This is a genomic window from Staphylococcus sp. MSU001 (genome assembly GCF_052976705.1).
The window spans coordinates 45,680-65,558 of record NZ_JBRIKK010000002.1; the positions used below are offsets into that span (position 1 = coordinate 45,680).

Sequence of the window (19,879 nt, forward strand, 5' to 3'; positions counted from 1 at the left end):
CATGGAAGGGAATTTAATACAACAACTCGTTCACTACTATCAAATGAACTTTGGCTACCTATGGGAATTGTTTGTTAATCATTTGTTAATGTCTGTTTACGGTGTTTTACTAGCATGTTTAGTGGGCATACCTCTTGGTATCATCATTGCACGATTTGGTAAATTATCAGGTGTCATTATCACTATTGCGAATATTATTCAAACTGTTCCGGTTATTGCTATGTTAGCGATATTAATGCTTAGTATGGGACTCGGTATGAATACAGTCATTTTTACTGTGTTCTTATATGCCTTGCTTCCTATTATTAAAAATACGTATACAGGAATTAATGAAGTTGACCCAAATATTAAAGATGCTGGAAAAGGGATGGGTATGACGCGTAACCAAGTATTAACTATGATTGAGTTACCTCTGTCACTTTCAGTTATTATAGGTGGTATTCGGATTGCCCTTGTTGTAGCTATTGGTGTCGTAGCTGTAGGTTCATTTATTGGTGCACCAACATTAGGTGATATTGTGATTAGAGGTACAAATGCAACTGATGGAACACTATTCATTCTAGCAGGTGCCATACCTATCGTTATCATTGTCATACTTATAGATGTTTTATTACGTTTATTAGAGAAAAAGCTAGATCCAGCTACGTAAGTAATTTAATTTTTTACACAGGGAGGAGTGATCCAACATTATGGCTCATATTACATTAAATTATTTATCTAAAACTTTAGGAATGCATCAAACGATTAATGTCATTCTTCCAGAAGATAAAAGTTACTTTGATACAAATGAAAATGCGAAACCATTAAAAACTATGTTATTGCTACATGGTTTATCAAGTGATACTTCCTCTTATATGAGATATACGAGTATAGAACGCTATGCGAATACCCACCAACTAGCAGTGGTGATGCCTAATGCTGATCATAGTTTCTATTCAAATATGGCTTATGGACATAGTTATTATGACTATATACTAGAAGTTTATGATTATGTTCATCAAATATTTCCATTGTCTAAAAAGAGAGAAGATAATTTTATAGCAGGTCACTCTATGGGAGGTTATGGTGCAATCAAATTTGCATTAACGCAAAGTTATCGTTTCTCAAAAGCCGCTATGCTTTCAGCGCCATATGATGTTTCTATGATTGGTCAATATCAATGGTATGATTTTACTCCAGAAGCGATTGTAGGTAATACGCAACATGTCGCGGGGACATCTTTTGATCCATACTATTTAGTTGAACAAGCAATAGACAATGGACAAACGTTACCACAACTATATATTACTTGTGGAACTGAAGATGAATTGTATCAAGGTAATATTGATTTTGTGAACTATTTAGATGAAAAAGGTATTTCATATCAATTTAAAAAAGCGCCAGGTCATCACGATTATGCATTTTGGGATAAAGCAATAGAAGATGTCATTGACCGTTTTACATCATCACATATTTAAAATGAATGTTAGAATATAGTTAAACCCGTACGGCTTTTGTTAAGATTAATAAAGAAGTGGGAGAGCATACGTATTGAATGAGTTAGATTATTTCAACAATGAACCGTCCCATGCATGTAAAATTTGAATATAGAACTTTTTTATTTAAGCATCGACTGCTCATATGCTAAGAACGCCTAGGAAGACTATTAATGTCCTAGGCGTTCTTTTTTTCGTCATTTCTAAAAGATATAACTATGAATAGGTAAATCTTTTTCCACTGTTAAAGGATTATGAGTATATTAAAACTTGTGTAATTAGTATGCCTCCACCAAATATTAAAACAAACGCGACAACAGGCCATACGAAACGTAACCAGTGTGAGTAGCGCATGTTTAACATTTGAAGTGTTGCCATTACAAGTCCAGTAGGCGCTAAGAACAACATTGCATACTGACCGAATTGATATGTTGTAACAATAACAAATCGTGGTATACCTACTGTATCAGCTAATGGCGCAAAGATAGGCATAGATAGTACTGCTAATCCTGATGAGGACGGCACGATAAATCCTAAACAGAAAAAGATAAAGAGCAGAACAATGATAAATAAAGGCCCACTCATATGTTGTACGATAGATGATGAAAAGTGCAAGATTGTGTCAGAAATCATTCCTTTATTCAGCACTAAGTTGATTCCTCGAGCTAAACCAATGATTAAAGATACACCTACTAAACTTGAAGCGCCATTAACGAATGCATCTACAGTGCCTTTTTCGCCTAAACCATATTGTCCTGTTCCAGCAATAAACATGATGACAATGGTAAAGATCAAGAATGCAGATGTCATGACTGGGAACCACCATCCTTGTGTCATGACGCCCCAAACCATAATAGGGAATGGTAGGACGAAAAGCGTAAGAATAATCTTTTTACGTAATGTAAACTCAGAAGAACCGTCATCATGGAGCACAGACCACTGTTTTTCAAATGCTGCTTTGTCTTCATAAGAATAAGAGGATTTAGGATCTTTTTTAATTTTTTTACAATACCAGAATAAATAACTAATAACAAATATGGCACCGATGATACAAGCGCCTATTCTCCAATAAAGACCATCAGTAAAAGTTGTTCCTGCTGCATTAGAAGCAATGACGACTGAGAATGGGTTGATTGTTGAGAATGTACTACCCACAGAGCTTGCTAAGAAAATTGCACCGACTGAGACAATAGAATCATATCCGAGCGCAATAAATATTGGAACGAGTACAGGATAGAACGCTACAGCTTCCTCTTCAATGCCACATAGCGTTCCGCCTATAATCATAAGTATGGAGACAAAGGCGATAAGCATAAATTCGTGGCCTTTCGTCTTTTGAGTAAGTGCTAACAATCCTGATTCAAATGACCCACTCGCTTGAACAACGCCAATCAATCCACCTAGAACAAGTATAAAGACCATAATATCGACGGCTTCGATGGTTCCTTTAACCATGCTACTGGTAATTTGATCAAGACCAGCTGGATGTTGTTTTAAACGTTCGTAAGTATTAGGAATTGAAACGGGTTTATTAATTGCACCAGATTTAAATTGTTCTATTTTGATTTTAACGCCTAATCGATCAAGTTCTTTTTGTGTTCCAGGAACTTTTTTTACCTGATGATGAGGATTGACAATTTTTAATTCTTGGGATGAAGGTTCATATGAAAGTTTTGAGTATGCACCCGCGGGGATTATCCAAGTTGCTATAACTGCGACAACTGTTAGGATAAAGAGAATCATAAATGCACCTGGCATTCTAAAGTTAAAACGTTTTTTCTTTTTATTATCATTGATCGCTTGTTCCAACGGTTTCATCTCCTTCGACAGTTAACCTAAAATAAAAGCCTATCAATTGAATTTGGTTAGTATTTTACATGATTGATTAAGGAAGTGCACCCTGCTTGAAATGGAGAGGAGTGGGATAACAGGATGCACTGTATGAATATGTTTAAATTAATTTCTACTTATGCGTTAAAATGCTATTTTGTAATGAGTGTGCCAATTTTACCTTCTAGTGCTGCATCTAATTGGCTTAATGATGTGATGAGCACGCTACCGTTAGGATTATTTTCAATAAAGGAGATGGCAGATTCAATTTTAGGTAGCATGCTGCCTTTGGCGAATTGTTCTTCTTCAATATATGTTTTAAGCGTATCTATATTTGTTGTTTTAAGTGCTTGCTGTTGGTCAGTATGATAGTTGATATAAACATAATCAATCGCTGTTAAAATAATGAGTTGATCACAATGAATATCAGCACCTAATAATGCACTTGTTTTGTCTTTATCAATGACGGCATCTATACCTTTAAAGCTATCGTGCTGCTCACGAATGACTGGTATACCACCTCCACCTGCAGCGATGACAAGTGTGTCATTTTCTATTAGAGTTTTAATACTTTTCAGTTCGATAATAGATATTGGTTGTGGTGATGGTACGACGCGACGGTAACCTCGACCAGCATCTTCTACAAATTGATAACCTTTTTCCTGTTGAATACGATGAGCTTCTTCTTTAGTGTAGAACAGACCGATGGGTTTACTAGGACTATTAAAAGCTGGGTCGCCTTCATCAACTTCTACTTGAGTAACTAGTGTGACAACTTGCTTATCTATGCCCATTGAATGAAGTTCATTTTGTAAACTTTCTTGAAGTTGATAGCCGATGTAGGCTTGACTCATAGCGCCACATTCAGCAAATGGAAAAGCAGGACCTTGATCGTGTTCAGCTGCATAATTCAGGCCAAGGTTAATACTTCCTACTTGTGGTCCATTACCGTGACTGATTACAATTTCGTGACCTTTAGTAATTAATCCTACTAGGGATTTAGCTGTATTTTTTACTAATTCAAGTTGTTCTTGTGGTGATTTTCCTAAAGCGTTTCCACCTAAAGCTACTACAATTTTAGCCATTTCACTCACTTCCTTCTATAATTTAGAATTCTCCTAAAGTTGCTACCATGACTGCTTTAATTGTATGCATTCTATTCTCAGCTTCTTGGAATACTACAGAAGCTTTGCTTTCGAAGACATCATCAGTGACTTCCATTTCACTAATGCCATATTTTTCATAAATTTGTTGACCAATTTTAGTTTCTGCATTGTGGAAAGAAGGTAAACAATGTTCAAAAATAACATTTGGATTTCCTGTTTTTTCTAATAGTGCTTGGTTAACTTGATATGGTTTTAAAAGTTTAAGGCGTTCTTGCCATACTTCATCAGGTTCGCCCATTGATACCCAAACATCTGTATAAATAACATTAGAATCTTTCACGCCTTTATCAATATCATCTGTTATTAAAATGTTACCGCCATTTTCCGCCGCAATACGTTCGCAACGATTTAATAATTCCTCTGTCGGATTGAGTTCTTTAGGACAAACAAGATGGAAATTCATACCCATAATGGCAGCACCTTGCATTAATGCGTTAGCAACATTGTTACGTCCATCGCCAACATAAGTGAAGTTGATATCAGCATACTCTTTTTTCAATACCTCTTTAGCAGTTAAAAAGTCAGCAAGCACTTGTGTAGGGTGATCTTCATCGGTTAATCCATTCCATACCGGAACACCTGAATATTGTGCTAATGTTTCTACAGTACGTTGAGAGAACCCTCGGTACTCAATACCATCATACATACCACCAAGTACACGTGCTGTATCTTTAGCAGTCTCTTTTTTACCCATTTGAGAACCTGTAGGTCCAAGATAAGTGACGTGTGCACCTTGATCATGTGCGGCAACTTCGAATGCGCAACGTGTTCTAGTTGAATCTTTTTCAAAAAGAAGTGCGATATTTTTATTTTTTAGCATAGGCTTTTCAGTGCCGATATATTTGGCATGCTTCAAATCTTCGGAGAGTGTTAATAAAAATTCTACCTCTTGTCGTGAAAAGTCTAATAAAGTTAAAAAGCTTCTGTTACGTAAATTTTTCATCAATAACAACTCCTTGTGAATGAATTACAATTTTATTGTAAGCGTTTCCTTGAAGTTTTCAACTTATCTCAAAAATTGTAATTTTTTATTAATAAATCAATGAACTTTTTATTAACATTGGATTTGAATAGTGTGAAATTTGTCAAAAAGGTTTATGTTTAAGTTAAAACCAACTTTAAAGAATTTAGAAAATTCAATTAAAGTGAATTTAACACATTTTATATAATGACGGTAGGTTAGAATCGAAATGTAAGAGGTATGTTAGTTGAATAAACTGTAGTTACTTCTTTATATTATTAGTGAATTCTCAAAATAATTGTAAAATTATATTGATTAATCACTTGTTCTTTATTATATTTAGAAACATCTCTTACAATAAACCACAACTTACATGAAATTTAAGCTCTCAGTGGATTATTTTAGTTAAATTGAAGGTCATTCAAAGTAAAAAGGGCATATTAGTATAATAGGAGGAACAGTAAGATGAAAGTGTATAAGTTGAATTATCAACACCATAAAGATATTGTTGATGATAATGTATTAACGATGTTTGTAACAGCTGACAATCAAAATGAAGTTGAAGCGTTTGCGAAAAAATTACATTACAAGATTGAACATTTATCTCCATTAACTAAAAAGGAATTTGAAGAAGAGAAAGCGAAAGATTCACACTATAGACTTGAACACGTGGATCACTATCTAAATTAATTATTTAATCATATATCAGCACATCCTGTGATCATTCGTTCGGTTACAGGTTTTTTTTACGCATGATATTAAATTTTACTTCACTAATATAAGGAGTGTATAAATGGAAATAACAAGTGTTAATCATATTTGTTTTTCAGTAAGTGATTTAAATACCTCTATACAATTTTATAAAGATATTTTACAAGGTAAATTATTAGTATCTGGTAGAACGACAGCATATTCAACTATTGGTCATACTTGGATTGCACTGAATCAAGAAAAAATATACCAAGGAATGAAATAAACCATTCCTATACACACGTTGCTTTCTCCATAGATGAAGAAGATTTTCAAAAGTGGATTCAATGGCTTAAAGAGAATCAAGTAAATATTTTAAAAGGGCGACCAAGAGACATTAAAGACAAAAAGTCGATATATTTTACAGATCCGGATGGACATAAAATTGAATTACATACTGGGACACTAAAAGATAGAATGGAATATTATAAAAGTGAGAAGACCCATATGCAATTTTACGATGAGTTTTGATATTTTAATTGATATGTAATTTTTTGTAAAAAAATTTTATGATTCATTTTGTAATAAAATTACTATATACTAAAATTTGTAATTTTCAATTATTTTAATGAGGTGAATCAATGAATAAATTATCAAAGTACATTGCAATAGTTACACTAGCATCGACAGTTACAATTTCAGCACCAATTCATACATATGCATGTGAATCCCATACTAAAGATAACCATAATCATACGACACAACATCAAAATGACCCCAACCTTGGTGAACAAAATGTAATGGCTGTCTCATGGTATCAAAATTCTGCCGAAGCGAAGGCACTTTATCTACAGGGATACAATACTGCGAAATATCAGTTAGATGAACATATTAAAAAGCATAAAGGTAAGAAAAAACTTGCTATAGCTTTAGACTTAGATGAAACAGTGCTTGATAATTCACCATATCAAGGATATGCTTCTATGCACGATACATCTTTTCCAGAAGGATGGCATGAATGGGTTGCAGCAGCGAAGGCAAAACCTGTGTATGGTGCCAAATCATTTTTAAAATATGCTGACAAAAAAGGTATCGATATTTACTATATTTCTGACCGTGATAAAGAAAAAGATTTTAAAGCTACAAAGGAAAATTTAAAAAATATTGGACTACCGCAAGCGAAAGATAATCATATTTTACTAAAAGGGAAAAACGATAAAAGTAAAGCATCACGACGTCAACAAGTCGAAAAAAATCATAAGTTAGTGATGTTATTTGGTGACAATTTGTTAGATTTTACAGATCCTAAAAAATCTACTGCTAAAGAACGTGAGAAACTCGTGCAGAAACATGAAAAAGATTTTGGCACAAAGTATATTATTTTCCCTAATCCAATGTATGGAAGTTGGGAATCTACACTTTATCATAACAATTACCAAATAAGTAAGAATGAAAAAGATACATTACGAAAGGCATCAATTAAACAATTTAATCCTAAAACGGGTGAAGTAAAATAATTCCTGACATTAAATACTAAACTTCTATTAGTAAAAGAAAGTTTTGCACATAATGATTGTATTGTGTGCAGACATTTTAATAATTAATAAAGTTATATTTACATGGAGTACTTTAATTCCGTGTTATACCATTGCGAGGATGAAACAATGTACGCGTTGTTTCATCCTTTTTTTATAAATATTTTCAATCGTATCTAGATTAATGTAAACTTATAATAGGTAAAAGTTTACAATTTGCAATCGGATGATTTGAAAATGCTAATTTTTAAGAAAAAGGAGTTAAAGATTATGACATTAAACCTAGCCCAACGTGTGTTAAATCAAAAATCATTATCAAAAGATGAAGCAATATCTATTTTCGAAAATGCTGAAATTGATACATTTGATTTATTAAATGAAGCCTATACAGTGAGAAAACATTACTACGGTAAAAAAGTTAAGCTTAATATGATATTAAATGCTAAAAGTGGTATCTGTGCAGAAGATTGTGGGTACTGTGGGCAATCTGTAAAAATGAAAGAAAAGCAACGTTATGCACTTGTTGAACAGGACCAAATTAAAGAAGGTGCTCAAGTGGCCACTGAAAATCAAATCGGTACATATTGTATCGTTATGAGTGGTAGAGGACCTAGTAACAGAGAAGTCGATCATATTTGTGAAACAGTAGAAGATATTAAAAAGGTACACCCACAACTAAAGATTTGTGCATGCTTAGGATTAACGAAAGAAGAACAAGCTAAAAAATTAAAGACTGCTGGTGTCGATCGTTATAATCATAATTTAAATACGAGTGAGCGTTATCACGATGAAGTAGTAACTACACATACATATGAGGATAGAGTGAATACGGTTGAAATGATGAAAGATAATCATATTTCTCCTTGTTCAGGGGTGATATGTGGTATGGGAGAGTCAAATGAGGACATTATTGATATGGCATTTGCTTTAAGCGCCATCGATGCTGACAGCATTCCTATTAATTTTTTACATCCTATTAAAGGAACTAAATTCGGTGGATTAGATTTATTGTCACCAATGAAATGTTTAAGAATTATAGCGATGTTTAGGTTAATCAATCCAACAAAAGAAATTCGAATTGCAGGTGGACGGGAGGTAAATCTTCGTTCATTACAACCACTCGCATTGAAAGCGGCTAATTCAATTTTTGTAGGAGATTACTTAATTACAGGTGGTCAACCGAATGAGGAAGATTATCGCATGATTGAAGATTTAGGGTTTGAAATCGACAGTTAATTTATAATTAAAAATATATTCATGCAATGTAAATATAATTTTAAATAAATTGTCATAATGCACTAACCATGCGCTTTTTAATGAATTTTTAAAAGAATTAACAACAATTTAATCAAATTCTATTAAATTTTCGATGGATAATCCTTTAAAAAAATTTTTGAAAGCGTATACTAGGAATTGAGAGATGAGAGACAGTATGATCCATGCTTATTAAAAATTAAGATTAGGGGAATGAGATTACATTATTTCATTTTAAATCTTATTTTTTAATATAAATATAAAAGATGTTTTGGAGGAATACTTATGTCTAAATTTATTTATCAATCACCTGGAAGATATGTACAAGGGAAAGGTATTGTTAGCTCTATCGCTGAAGAAACAGAACGTCTTGGTAGTCATGCGTTGATTATTGCAGACGAAGTAGTTTGGAATATTACTGAAGAAAAAATAAAAGAAAGTTTCTCAGCAAATAACAACGTTGATTTTGAATATGAAGTATTTAAAGGAGAATCTTCTGAAGAAGAAATTCAACGTATAGCTAAACAATATAAAGAAAAAAATATTGACGTTGTTATTGGTTTAGGTGGAGGTAAAGCGTTAGATACAGGTAAAGCTGTGGCATTTGAACTTAAAGCAAGCGTCATCGATTTTGCGTCTACAGCATCAATGGATGCACCAACAGCAGCAGTATCTGTTATTTATAACGAAGATGGATCATTTAGTGGTTATGAATTCTACCCTAAAAACCCTGATACAGTTATCGTAGATTCTGAAATTGTTGCACAAGCACCTGTACGTTTATTTGCATCAGGTATGAGTGATGGTTTAGCAACATTAATCGAAGTTGAATCTACACTTCGTAGACAAGGACAAAACATGTTCTATGGCAAACCTACATTAGCAAGTTTAGCAATCGCTCAAAAATGTGAAGAAGTTATTTTTGAATATGGTTATAGTGCTTATACTTCTGTAGAAAAACATATCGTGACACCACAAGTAGATGCTGTGATTGAAGCCAATACATTACTTTCAGGTTTAGGATTTGAAAACGGCGGACTAGCAGGTGCACACGCAATTCATAATGGATTCACAGCTTTAGAAGGAGACATCCACCACTTAACTCATGGTGAAAAAGTGGCATACGGTATTTTAGTACAATTAGTACTTGAAAATGCGCCAACTGAAAAATTCATGAAATACAAAACATTCTTCGATAATATCAATATGCCAACAACATTAGAAGGTCTTCACATTGAAAACACAAGTTATGAAGAATTAGTTCAAGTAGGTGAACGTGCATTAACACCAAACGATACGTTTGCTAACTTAAGTGATAAAATCACTGCTGATGAAATCGCAGACGCAATTTTAACTGTTAACGATTTATCTAAAAGTCAGTTCAACTAAAAGGAGTCGCTTTGAATGAAAAAGTTAATTCAAGATAAAAACACAATTTTAAAAGATATGCTCGATGGAATTACAGTTTCAAACAACGATGTTGAAGTTGTATCTGACACTATTGTTGTTAGAAAGCATAAAAAACAATCAGGTGTTGCACTCGTTTCTGGTGGCGGTAGTGGTCATGAACCTGCACATGCAGGATTTGTAGCAGAAGGCATGCTCGATGCAGCTGTATGTGGAGAAATCTTCACTTCACCTACACCTGATAAAATATTAGATGCCATTAAAGCTGTGGACAATGGTGACGGTGTTCTACTTGTCATTAAAAACTATGCAGGAGACGTTATGAACTTTGAAATGGCTCAAGAAATGGCTCAAATGGAAGATATTAAAGTTGAAAGTGTTATCGTCAGAGATGATATTGCTATTTCTGACCCAGAAAAACGCCGTGGTGTAGCGGGTACAGTGTTTGTGCATAAATATGCTGGATACCTAGCTGAAAAAGGTGTTGCACTTGATGAAATCAAATCTAAAGTTGAGGCACTTTTACCAGATATTAAAAGTATTGGTATGGCATTAACGCCTCCAATGGTGCCCACAACTGGTAAAAATGGTTTCGATATTGAAGACAATCAAATGGAAATTGGTATCGGTATTCACGGTGAAAAAGGTTTACATCGTGAAGACGTACAACCCATCAACGTGATTGTTGAACGTTTACTCGATCAGTTGTACAAAGAAATTGAGAAAAAACCTTTAATCGTAATGGTTAATGGTATGGGTGGTACGCCACTATCAGAATTAAATATAGTTACTAAATATTTAGATGAGCAATTCAATCAGAATGATATTGATGTTAAACAATGGTATGTAGGTGACTATATGACAGCTTTAGATATGCAAGGCTTCTCTATTACTGTACTCCCCTTCAGTGAAGAAGTGAGTGAAGCTTTAGCTGCACCTACAGCAAGTAAATATTTCTAATTTTAAAATTCAATAAGTAATAAATATATATTAAATTTTGAGGTGACTTAGAGAATGAATGTAGCAGATATCAAAGCACGCTTATTAGATTTAGAAAATACTTTTAAAGAAAAAGAAAGTGAACTGACTGATTTAGACAGAGCTATCGGTGATGGAGATCATGGTGTAAATATGGTCAGAGGTTTCGAACACTTAAAAGAAAAAATAGATGATCAAAGTATGCAAGCGCTATTTAAATCAACAGGTATGACATTAATGTCTAACGTAGGTGGTGCTTCTGGACCATTATACGGGTTTGGTTTTATCAAAATGGCGAGTGCAGTGAATGATGAAATTGATCATGATAATCTTAAAGAGGTACTTAAAGCGTTTGCTGATGGCATTCAACAACGTGGTAAAGTCGAATTAAATGAAAAAACGATGTATGATGTTATCGAACGTGCGAGAGAAGCTGTTGAAAAAGATGAAACAGTAAATCTTGATAAACTACAATCATTTGCTAATGAAACCAAAGATATGGTAGCTACTAAAGGCCGTGCATCATATTTTAACGAAGCTTCAAAAGGTTATATTGATCCTGGTGCACAAAGTAGTGTTTATATTCTTAATGCAATTATAGGAGGAGAGTAAGTCATGACATCTATAGTAGTAGTAAGTCATAGTCATAAAATCGCAGAAGGTGTTAAACAATTAATCAATCAAATGACTGACGGTGGTGTTGACCTTATTGCCGTTGGTGGCTTAAGTGACGATGAAATCGGTACATCATTTGATCAAATCGTCTCTGTAATTAATGAACTTGAAAATGATGCGCTTTGTTTCTATGACATCGGTTCAGCAGGCATGAATTTAGACACAGCTTTAGAAATGTACGAAGGTGACCACAAAATTGTTAAAATGGAAGCGCCAATCGTTGAAGGAAGCTTTATTGCAAGTGTAGGAATTAAATCAAATATGAGTATGGATAGTGTTATCTCTGAAGTAAGAGCTAAATATCCTGAAGAATAACATGTAAAGATAGAGCGTAAATATTGAAATTGTCGCTAGGAGTACCATAGCTAGTTATAGTTATGGTACTCCTAGTTTTTAGTGTTAGTATACATACTAAAAGCAAAATGTAGTGGTAACTAAGATATTGTAAACATGTTTCTGGTTAAATAGCTGAAAAATTTGTAAAAATTATAAAATCGAAAAAGATAAATAAGCTCAAAACATAAAGGAAAATTTGTTTGTATAAGCATTATTAATGAATATTGCTTTCTGTCTTATAATGTTTCATGTGTTGGTCTCATATGACAAAGTTTGATGAAGTTAATATTTTTTATAAATTGCGTCGGATTTATCTACAGTAGGATTTAGTGTTGGTTTATATAGTTGGTGATTAGCATATTCGGTTTTAGCAAATGCTTCTAATTTATCTATAAATTGATCTATTTCGATGTCTAGCTTTCTTTTAGAGAAAGTGATGCCATTTTTATCAAAATCCGGTGTATTATATTGATGATGATAAATCTTATAAGCTACTTTAAGTTTGTTATATTGATTTTCGACTGGTTCATAGCTACCTAATAATTTTTGTATTATTGTATTCGATTGATCGCTATGATGACTCATTAGAGAAATTAGGTTTTGAACATGGGTATCAAGAGATTTAAAATCTGTTTCAATATCTTGATAAATTTCCATTGTATTTTCTTTACTAAAGTTAGAAGTCTCGAAATTTAAGTAGTTATTTCTTACTTTTGCAGCTTTATAAGCTGTAACATCTAAAGAACTAACTTGATCGTTATGATAATCTTTACTTTTATCTTTATCCTCTTTTCTAAATTGGAACCAAAGTGCTATAAATGTACCTGCTAAAGTAAAAATGCCTCCGACTATTGCAGCTAAAAATTCACTCAACAATATCACCTCTATTAAATATTTTATAATAATATGATAATACTATATATTGTGTATTGCAAAAAACACTGTGCTTATATTTAAGTGTTAGCATATATTTCTTTGTTTATTATACAAACTTGATATTAATATAATTTGAATGAAAAAATGAAGTTATCATATTTTAATAGTATAACCACTTAGAGATTTTAACTTTTAACTCTAAGTGGCTATTTAATAAATTTATACGGTGTTTTAATTATAAATTGTTTGGATTAATTTCAATATTCTCATTAATTGAATGGATTTTTGTGCATTCTACCGTGAACGTAGTAATACAGAATAAGTGCTATGATAACAAGCATCCCCATTGCCATATATAAATGACGATAACCAATAAATGGTATGATGATACCTAAAATAAATGGCCCCATACCTGCACCGAAATCTGCAAAGATATAGAATGTTGACGTTGCTAAGCCCATTTTATTTGCAGGTGATTGTTGAATTGCAATTGCTTGAGCAGTAGGTACGATAGTGCCATAACCAAAGCCGATGAATGCAGCTGCAATAAGTAAAATCATGCTTGTATGAGTAAAGCCGAGAATAATAAGTCCAAATGTAAAGCTCAGTAAAACTGGATACATTACTTTGTTTTCACCATAATTGTCATAAATTTTACCTGTAAATGGGCGTGTGATAAACGTAACAATCGCAAAGACAATGAAGAAGAAACTTGATGTAGTAACGAGATTGATTTTTTCAGAGTAAATAGATAAAAATGATAAGACACTAGAATAAGCGACACCAATTAAAATGACCACCAAAGAAATAGGTAGTGCTTCTTTTTGTAGGTAAGCGTGTATACCACTTGGTTGATCTTTAGCTTCGATATTATTATTGAGTACGGGTAGTTTTTTAATAAAAATACTTAATACAAATGCTATAAGAATACTTAATAGACTGATAGCAAAGATAGATTTAAACCCTAAATGGTTATTAAATACTAATCCAATAAAAGGGCCAATAGCAGAAGCAAGTGTTACACTTAATCCATAATAACCAATACCTTCACCTTTTCGATTCTCTGGGATGATTCGAGATGAAATGGTTCCTGTTGCCGTTGATGAGAATCCAAAGGCTATACCATGAATAAATCGAATCAACATAAGAATCCATAAGCTTGTGATAGTGAAGTATAATGCTATCGCAATAATTGAAAAGATGACGCCGTAAAGTAAGACCTTTTTAGGTTGTAAGTGATCTATAATTCTACCAGAACCTAAACGTCCAGCTAGCATACCAATAATAAATATACCTGCTGCTAATCCACCTATACTTTCAGAGGCATGATATTTATCAATAGTATATTCAGTGATCGTTACGACCAACATGTAATGAATTAAATACATGAATAAGTTAATGAAAGTAATAGATATAAAGTCTTTTGTCCACAAACCGTTATTCGTTGATTGATTCGACATGCTATTCCTCCTCAATATAATGAAATTCTACGTACTTAATGTTGTCATAACATCTATTATATATATCGGGTATACTAATGTATAATTAGAATTAATTAATATAATATAAGTAAAGCTTATATAAGAAGGAGAGAATTATGAACTTTGAACAGTTAGCATACGTAAAAAAGCTATATGAATTGGAATCAATGATTCAAGCGAGTGAAAGCATACATATTAGCCAATCTGCAATGAGTCAATCTCTCACTAATTTAGAAAAAGAATTAGGATATAAATTATTTTCACGTTCTAGAAAAGGAACTACTTTAACAGAAGCAGGAAACCGTTTAATACCGTTTATATTAGAAATACTGGAGTCTAAAGATGCACTATTATCAGAAATAGCTATGATGAGGACAAATATTAAAGGGACACTTAGAGTTGGTACGATTCCAACTCTCTTTCATAAAATACTACCCAGAGCTTTATCTCAATTTAAAGATAACCATCCTAATGTTGATGTTGAAGTCATTGAAGCTGATAAAGATAGAATAAAAATGTTGGTTAATCATGGTGACATTGATATTGGTCTGATAGGTGTTACAGAACGAGAGGATGAAGATAGTCAAATATCACAACACTCACTTAACTTAACCTCTCATTTTAGATTGATTGTTCCTAAAAAGTCTAAATTAACTTTCAAAGAATATGTTAATTTGGAAGAAATTCAACAATATCCTTTTGTACTATATGATCGTGAGTTTTACCAACATCACTTGAAGAAATTTGAAGAAACGCACCATCCACTGAAGATTATTTTTAAAACCACTAATCCAATTGTTCTTATGCGAACAGTTGCTGAAGGTTTAGGTGTAGGTATCGTTTCAGCGTTAATGCTTGAAAAGGAACCGTTTTTAGATAATGAACTCATAGAGTCAGTAACCCTAGGTAAACCATTTGATTATGTAGTAAATTTTATAGCGATTGTAAATAAAGAAAAGTCAAAACAACAAATAGTATTAGAATTCATTCACTATTTAAAGAAGAATGAATAACCATTTTAAATACGTTAAGATAGACAATAGATGCGCAAGACAATTCAATGAATGTTTATGGAGGGATACAATTTTATGATTCATCTACAGAACATATTACCAGTCATTATATACGCTGTTTTGCTTGCTATTCATTACTTTTTATCGCGTACGGGAAATAAAATATTTAGGCTTTATTGTACCTGTTGGGGTAATTGCAAGTCTTGTCTATATGTATCAAGCCGATATTATACATATGAAACTGATTGGCGTTATTATTATAGGTATTGTGGCTCTATTATTCTTGGCTGAGGAATGGCAGAGAGCACAAAAGGATAAATAAAGGAAGTTAGTAATCCCTCAAGATGATTATGACATAGCAGTTGTTGAGAAATTTTCAGGTTTTATATCATATAAATAAAGTTGAATATCATGAACAACAACGAGAGGATTAAGTTTAACGAAAAGCGTTTTGTTATTATGTAGTGTTGTGTAAATGATGACGCTAGTAAGTTGGGACTTGAAAAGGAATGTAGATATATAAAATAGTAATATATGATTAATATCCGAGACATCATCAAACGTCTCGGGTATTTTTATGTATTCACATATGATGATAGAACTAAAATGTTATTATAACAAGGTTTAACTCAATCTATTGAAAAGCGTAGTTCATCGTATTCGATACGAATTTTATTTTACTTCTGTTAATTTTTAATCATTTTATACAGTTAAGTACTTATATAAGACTTCTAGGATATATTTCACAATGTAGTAATAATTCTTGTTAATGTTCAAGTAAGACTACCATTCATGTTATACCTACCAATTGTTTCTGTAATAGTCTTCCACACAATCTTAAGTTTGGTGTCTGCAACTTCATTTTGAAAGGAGTACCATTCTATGTCTAACATTTCGATGACGACTTCTAAACGTAATGCTATCGTTACGGTAATGCTCATTAGTGCTTTTGTGTCTATGCTCAATCAAACTATTTTAAACACTGCACTACCAGCAATCATCAAAGGACTGAACATCACAGAAACAACAGCACAATGGTTAATTACGGGATTTATGCTTGTTAACGGTATTATGATTCCACTCACTGCCTTTTTAATGGATAAATATTCGACACGTCATCTATATATTTTCTCAATGGCTATTTTTCTTATAGGATCTATTGTAGCGGCATTTTCACCTACGTTTACAATTTTAATGATATCTCGTATTATCCAAGCGATTGGTGCCGGCATTCTTTTGCCTTTGATGCAGTTTACAGTATTTACACTGTTTCCTGCTGAACAACGTGGGTTTGCGATGGGATTGGCAGGTGTGGTTGTACAAAGTGCGCCTGCAATTGGTCCAACGTTAACTGGATTATTCGTAGATTTATTTAGTTGGAGAATGCCTTTTTATCTTGTTTCAGCAATTGCTGCTGTGGCTTTTATTTTAGGTTTCTTCTTCGTAGAAAATAATACAAAAACAAAAGATATTATTCTTGATAAAATTTCTGTAGTTTATTCCACTTTTGGTTTTGGTCTGATATTATTCGCATTTAGTAGCGTGAGTACGTTTGGTATCACCTCTCTACCTGTCATTGTGACATTTGTTCTCGGTATAGCCATTATCATAATTTTTACAACGCGTCAGCTTAAATTAAAACATCCATTGTTAAATATGCGTGTGTTTAAAAATAAAGTGTTCACACTTTCAGCTGTTTCTTCAATGCTAGTATATATTACAATGGTAAGTCCTGCGTTACTCATACCTATTTATATTCAAACAGGTTTAGGTCAATCCGCATTATTATCGGGGGTTGTCGTACTTCCAGGCGCGGTCATTAATGGATTAACGATGGTTTATACAGGAAAAATTTTTGATAAACATGGTATTAAAGTGCTTGTGATACCTGGTTTTATCTTACTCATTAGTATGACATTCTTATATTCGTTCCTTACTACAGGAACACCATACTGGTTTGTGATTCTCGTTTATACTATACGGATGATCGCATTAGGATTATTAGTGATGCCTCTTAATACAGTTGGACTGAATGCACTTGAGTCAGATGATGTCTCACATGGTACAGCAATTATGAATTCCTTACGCATCATTGCAGGTGCTATGGGTACAGCGATTAGTGTGACAATTTTATCAATAGTGGCAAAACAGTATACAGCTTCACACTCGACAATGTCAAAAATGAAACTAACACAAGAAGCAACAGTACATGGTATAGATGTTGCATTTATTTTTACTACAGTATTAATCATTATTGGATTTATCTTAGCGTTATTCATAAAAGAAGAAAAAAATCATTAATTATTCAAAAAACTGTATAAGAGAGACTGAATTATGGGATGAACCTGGGACACAAATTGATGTTCCAGGTTTTTTATAATGTAAAGACAGCGGTGAACTTCTGGGCATTAACAGAGTGTATTTCAATAGACAAAGCAATTTGGGTATCGACGCTTAGAGAGTGAGACAATGAAGACATTATGAATATATGTCTTATTATTCAGCTTTTTAGTGGAAATTCAAACGGACTAACGGTTGTTAAATAAAAAATGACTTCCATCATAATTTCTAAATTCAAGCCCCCATCCACCACTTAAATATACCGATGAAATATTTTTATTTAAAATGAAATCGATTAATGAGAAATTGAAACAACTTTTAAATCAATTTACTTAATATGAAACTTGCATTTAAATATAAAAAAGACTATATATATTATGTGTGATGTAAAATTGAATTGCATTTAATTTATATGAGGTTAATCACTTTCTTTAAAGGTTTAAAAAGTATTATATGTTTTAACAGAGAAAGAAGGATGAATGTGAAGCAATTAAGTACAACTTTAAAAGTCCGATTAATATGCGATTTTTTTCAAAATATTATAGTCACGGCATTTTTACCATTTATTGCGTTGTATTTAACAGATATGGTCAATCAACATTTTGCAGGGCTATTCTTATTTGCGCTAGTTATGATAAATTTTCCCATATCAATAATATCAGGTCATATTATTGAACGATTACCTAAAAAGACATTAACACTAAGTTATCAATCGATATTAAGTTTGATGCTTGTGATTATGGCGATTACAATCTCTGAACAAGCATATATGATCATTTTATTTTGCATCGCTTACGCAATATTTAGTATCACAATAGGCATGCAGCAACCTATAATGGACACGATTATTATGGATGCGATTACACCTGAAGTTGAACAATATATTTATAAGATAAGTTATTGGCTGACGAATATTGCTGTTGCTCTTGGTGCGCTCATAGGTGGATTGATGTACGGAGCACATAAATCTATGTTGTTTTTAATCGCATTTGCCATTTACATTATGGTTTTTATAGCACTTTTCATATGGTTGCCTAAAGATTTAAATCAAGTGAATCAGTCGTACACACATCATGCTAATGAGCAACAATTCTCCGTGGGTCAAATATTAAAAAGTTATAAACCAGCATTTAAAGATACAACATATCTACTTCTAATTATAGGATTTAGCATTTTAACGATGGGTGAGTTATCTGTATCATCATACATTTCAGTACGTTTAAAACAAGAGTTTGATCCGATGATATTGTTTTCGTTACATATCAATGGCGTTAAAATGTATTCACTTCTATTAATGACGAATACAACTATTGTTATCATTTTCACCTATTTTATTTCAAAAATTGTTATGAAAATGGATGTTAAAACAGCACTATTGATTGGAATTATTTTTTATGTGATTGGATATTCGAACCTCACTTATCTTAATGATTTTACGTTACTTATCATATTTATGATTATAGCGACGATAGGTGAAATGGTATATTCTCCAATTCTTGAAGAAAATCGTTTTAAAATGGTTCCTTCTCATAAGAGAGGGACATATTCAGCAGTGCATGCTTTAGGATTTAACCTAGCTGAATTACTTGCAAGATTTGGAATTATATTAGGTGTGTTTTTAACTTCAATGGAGATGGGGATTTATATGTTTGTTTTATTACTGCTAGGTGGCATGTCACTTTACATTGCAGTGAGTCGTTTTAATAATGCAAATTCACAATAATTTTTTAAATTAGAAATGTATAATTCGTACCAAATTGCTCGTAATTTTAAAAAAACTATATTTATTAAGATTTTGTTAATTTTCATATTCCTAATTGTTTTCTATAGTGAGAGTATACTAATATAAATCATGGCTAGAA

General features: G+C 32.6%; 17 protein-coding genes and 3 pseudogenes. 15 read left to right on the top strand and 5 right to left on the bottom strand.

The window, feature by feature from the left end:
- Nucleotide 1 precedes the first annotated feature (1 nt).
- Together ACVBFA_RS01460 and ACVBFA_RS01465 are read left to right on the top strand one after the other, a co-directional pair.
- Entirely contained in the window at nucleotides 2–649 is a 648-nt protein-coding gene (locus ACVBFA_RS01460; RefSeq protein ID WP_001830555.1) for an ABC transporter permease, read from the top strand.
- 40 nt (nucleotides 650–689) lie between these two features.
- Nucleotides 690–1,457, top strand: a complete 768-nt coding sequence (locus tag ACVBFA_RS01465; RefSeq protein WP_002484664.1) for an alpha/beta hydrolase — start codon at nucleotides 690–692, stop codon at nucleotides 1,455–1,457.
- A gap of 270 nt (nucleotides 1,458–1,727) precedes the next feature.
- On the opposite strand, the gene ACVBFA_RS01470 is transcribed toward ACVBFA_RS01465, so the two are convergent.
- From ACVBFA_RS01470 to argF, 3 genes are all read right to left on the bottom strand, one after another.
- Nucleotides 1,728–3,293, bottom strand: coding sequence for a YfcC family protein (locus ACVBFA_RS01470; RefSeq protein ID WP_447158763.1), 1,566 nt, complete (start codon nucleotides 3,291–3,293; stop codon nucleotides 1,728–1,730).
- Nucleotides 3,294–3,457: 164 nt separating this feature from the next.
- Nucleotides 3,458–4,390, bottom strand: a complete 933-nt coding sequence (gene arcC, locus ACVBFA_RS01475) for a carbamate kinase (protein WP_002458101.1) — start codon at nucleotides 4,388–4,390, stop codon at nucleotides 3,458–3,460.
- 22 nt (nucleotides 4,391–4,412) lie between these two features.
- On the bottom strand, nucleotides 4,413–5,414 hold the full coding sequence (gene argF, locus ACVBFA_RS01480; RefSeq protein WP_126122586.1) for an ornithine carbamoyltransferase: 1,002 nt from the start codon (nucleotides 5,412–5,414) through the stop codon (nucleotides 4,413–4,415).
- Nucleotides 5,415–5,897: 483 nt separating this feature from the next.
- On the opposite strand from argF, the gene ACVBFA_RS01485 reads away from it, so the two are divergent.
- From ACVBFA_RS01485 to dhaM, 8 genes and pseudogenes are all read left to right on the top strand, one after another.
- The gene (locus ACVBFA_RS01485; protein ID WP_002487485.1) at nucleotides 5,898–6,122 is read left to right on the top strand and encodes a hypothetical protein; all 225 of its coding nucleotides are present in this window, start codon (nucleotides 5,898–5,900) and stop codon (nucleotides 6,120–6,122) included.
- A gap of 103 nt (nucleotides 6,123–6,225) precedes the next feature.
- A pseudogene (locus ACVBFA_RS01490) lies at nucleotides 6,226–6,653 on the top strand (FosB family fosfomycin resistance bacillithiol transferase).
- A gap of 110 nt (nucleotides 6,654–6,763) precedes the next feature.
- Nucleotides 6,764–7,639 (top strand): 5'-nucleotidase, lipoprotein e(P4) family, encoded by an 876-nt coding sequence (locus ACVBFA_RS01495; protein WP_126122585.1) that lies wholly within the window; start codon nucleotides 6,764–6,766, stop codon nucleotides 7,637–7,639.
- A 288-nt stretch (nucleotides 7,640–7,927) separates the two neighbouring features.
- Complete coding sequence (gene bioB, locus ACVBFA_RS01500; protein ID WP_447158764.1) at nucleotides 7,928–8,893, top strand: biotin synthase BioB; 966 nt, start codon at nucleotides 7,928–7,930, stop codon at nucleotides 8,891–8,893.
- 303 nt (nucleotides 8,894–9,196) lie between these two features.
- Nucleotides 9,197–10,300: a glycerol dehydrogenase gene (locus tag ACVBFA_RS01505; RefSeq protein ID WP_126122208.1), complete on the top strand. Its 1,104-nt coding sequence runs from the start codon at nucleotides 9,197–9,199 to the stop codon at nucleotides 10,298–10,300.
- Nucleotides 10,301–10,315: 15 nt separating this feature from the next.
- Nucleotides 10,316–11,278 (top strand): dihydroxyacetone kinase subunit DhaK, encoded by a 963-nt coding sequence (gene dhaK, locus ACVBFA_RS01510; RefSeq protein ID WP_020361079.1) that lies wholly within the window; start codon nucleotides 10,316–10,318, stop codon nucleotides 11,276–11,278.
- A gap of 54 nt (nucleotides 11,279–11,332) precedes the next feature.
- Nucleotides 11,333–11,908 carry a dihydroxyacetone kinase subunit DhaL gene (gene dhaL, locus ACVBFA_RS01515; RefSeq protein ID WP_232166490.1) on the top strand — a complete coding sequence of 192 codons (576 nt, stop codon included), beginning with the start codon at nucleotides 11,333–11,335 and terminating at the stop codon, nucleotides 11,906–11,908.
- 3 nt (nucleotides 11,909–11,911) lie between these two features.
- The gene (gene dhaM / locus ACVBFA_RS01520) at nucleotides 11,912–12,286 is read left to right on the top strand and encodes a dihydroxyacetone kinase phosphoryl donor subunit DhaM (protein ID WP_002473370.1); all 375 of its coding nucleotides are present in this window, start codon (nucleotides 11,912–11,914) and stop codon (nucleotides 12,284–12,286) included.
- A gap of 303 nt (nucleotides 12,287–12,589) precedes the next feature.
- On the opposite strand, the gene ACVBFA_RS01525 is transcribed toward dhaM, so the two are convergent.
- Nucleotides 12,590–13,180 carry a type I secretion system protein gene (locus ACVBFA_RS01525; RefSeq protein WP_126122206.1) on the bottom strand — a complete coding sequence of 197 codons (591 nt, stop codon included), beginning with the start codon at nucleotides 13,178–13,180 and terminating at the stop codon, nucleotides 12,590–12,592.
- A gap of 272 nt (nucleotides 13,181–13,452) precedes the next feature.
- Nucleotides 13,453–14,643 (bottom strand): MFS transporter, encoded by a 1,191-nt coding sequence (locus ACVBFA_RS01530; RefSeq protein WP_126122205.1) that lies wholly within the window; start codon nucleotides 14,641–14,643, stop codon nucleotides 13,453–13,455.
- 137 nt (nucleotides 14,644–14,780) lie between these two features.
- On the opposite strand from ACVBFA_RS01530, the gene ACVBFA_RS01535 reads away from it, so the two are divergent.
- From ACVBFA_RS01535 to ACVBFA_RS01555, 5 genes and pseudogenes are all read left to right on the top strand, one after another.
- Nucleotides 14,781–15,677, top strand: coding sequence for a LysR family transcriptional regulator (locus tag ACVBFA_RS01535; RefSeq protein WP_126122204.1), 897 nt, complete (start codon nucleotides 14,781–14,783; stop codon nucleotides 15,675–15,677).
- 75 nt (nucleotides 15,678–15,752) lie between these two features.
- Nucleotides 15,753–15,999 (top strand): annotated as a pseudogene (locus tag ACVBFA_RS01540) (hypothetical protein).
- A gap of 560 nt (nucleotides 16,000–16,559) precedes the next feature.
- Entirely contained in the window at nucleotides 16,560–17,978 is a 1,419-nt protein-coding gene (locus ACVBFA_RS01545) for an MDR family MFS transporter (protein WP_126122203.1), read from the top strand.
- Nucleotides 17,979–18,016: 38 nt separating this feature from the next.
- Nucleotides 18,017–18,223: pseudogene (locus ACVBFA_RS01550) on the top strand (single-stranded DNA-binding protein).
- Between the two features lie 275 nt (nucleotides 18,224–18,498).
- A complete protein-coding gene (locus tag ACVBFA_RS01555; protein WP_164539671.1) occupies nucleotides 18,499–19,740 on the top strand; it encodes an MDR family MFS transporter in 1,242 nt (413 codons plus the stop codon).
- Nucleotides 19,741–19,879: the final 139 nt, after the last annotated feature.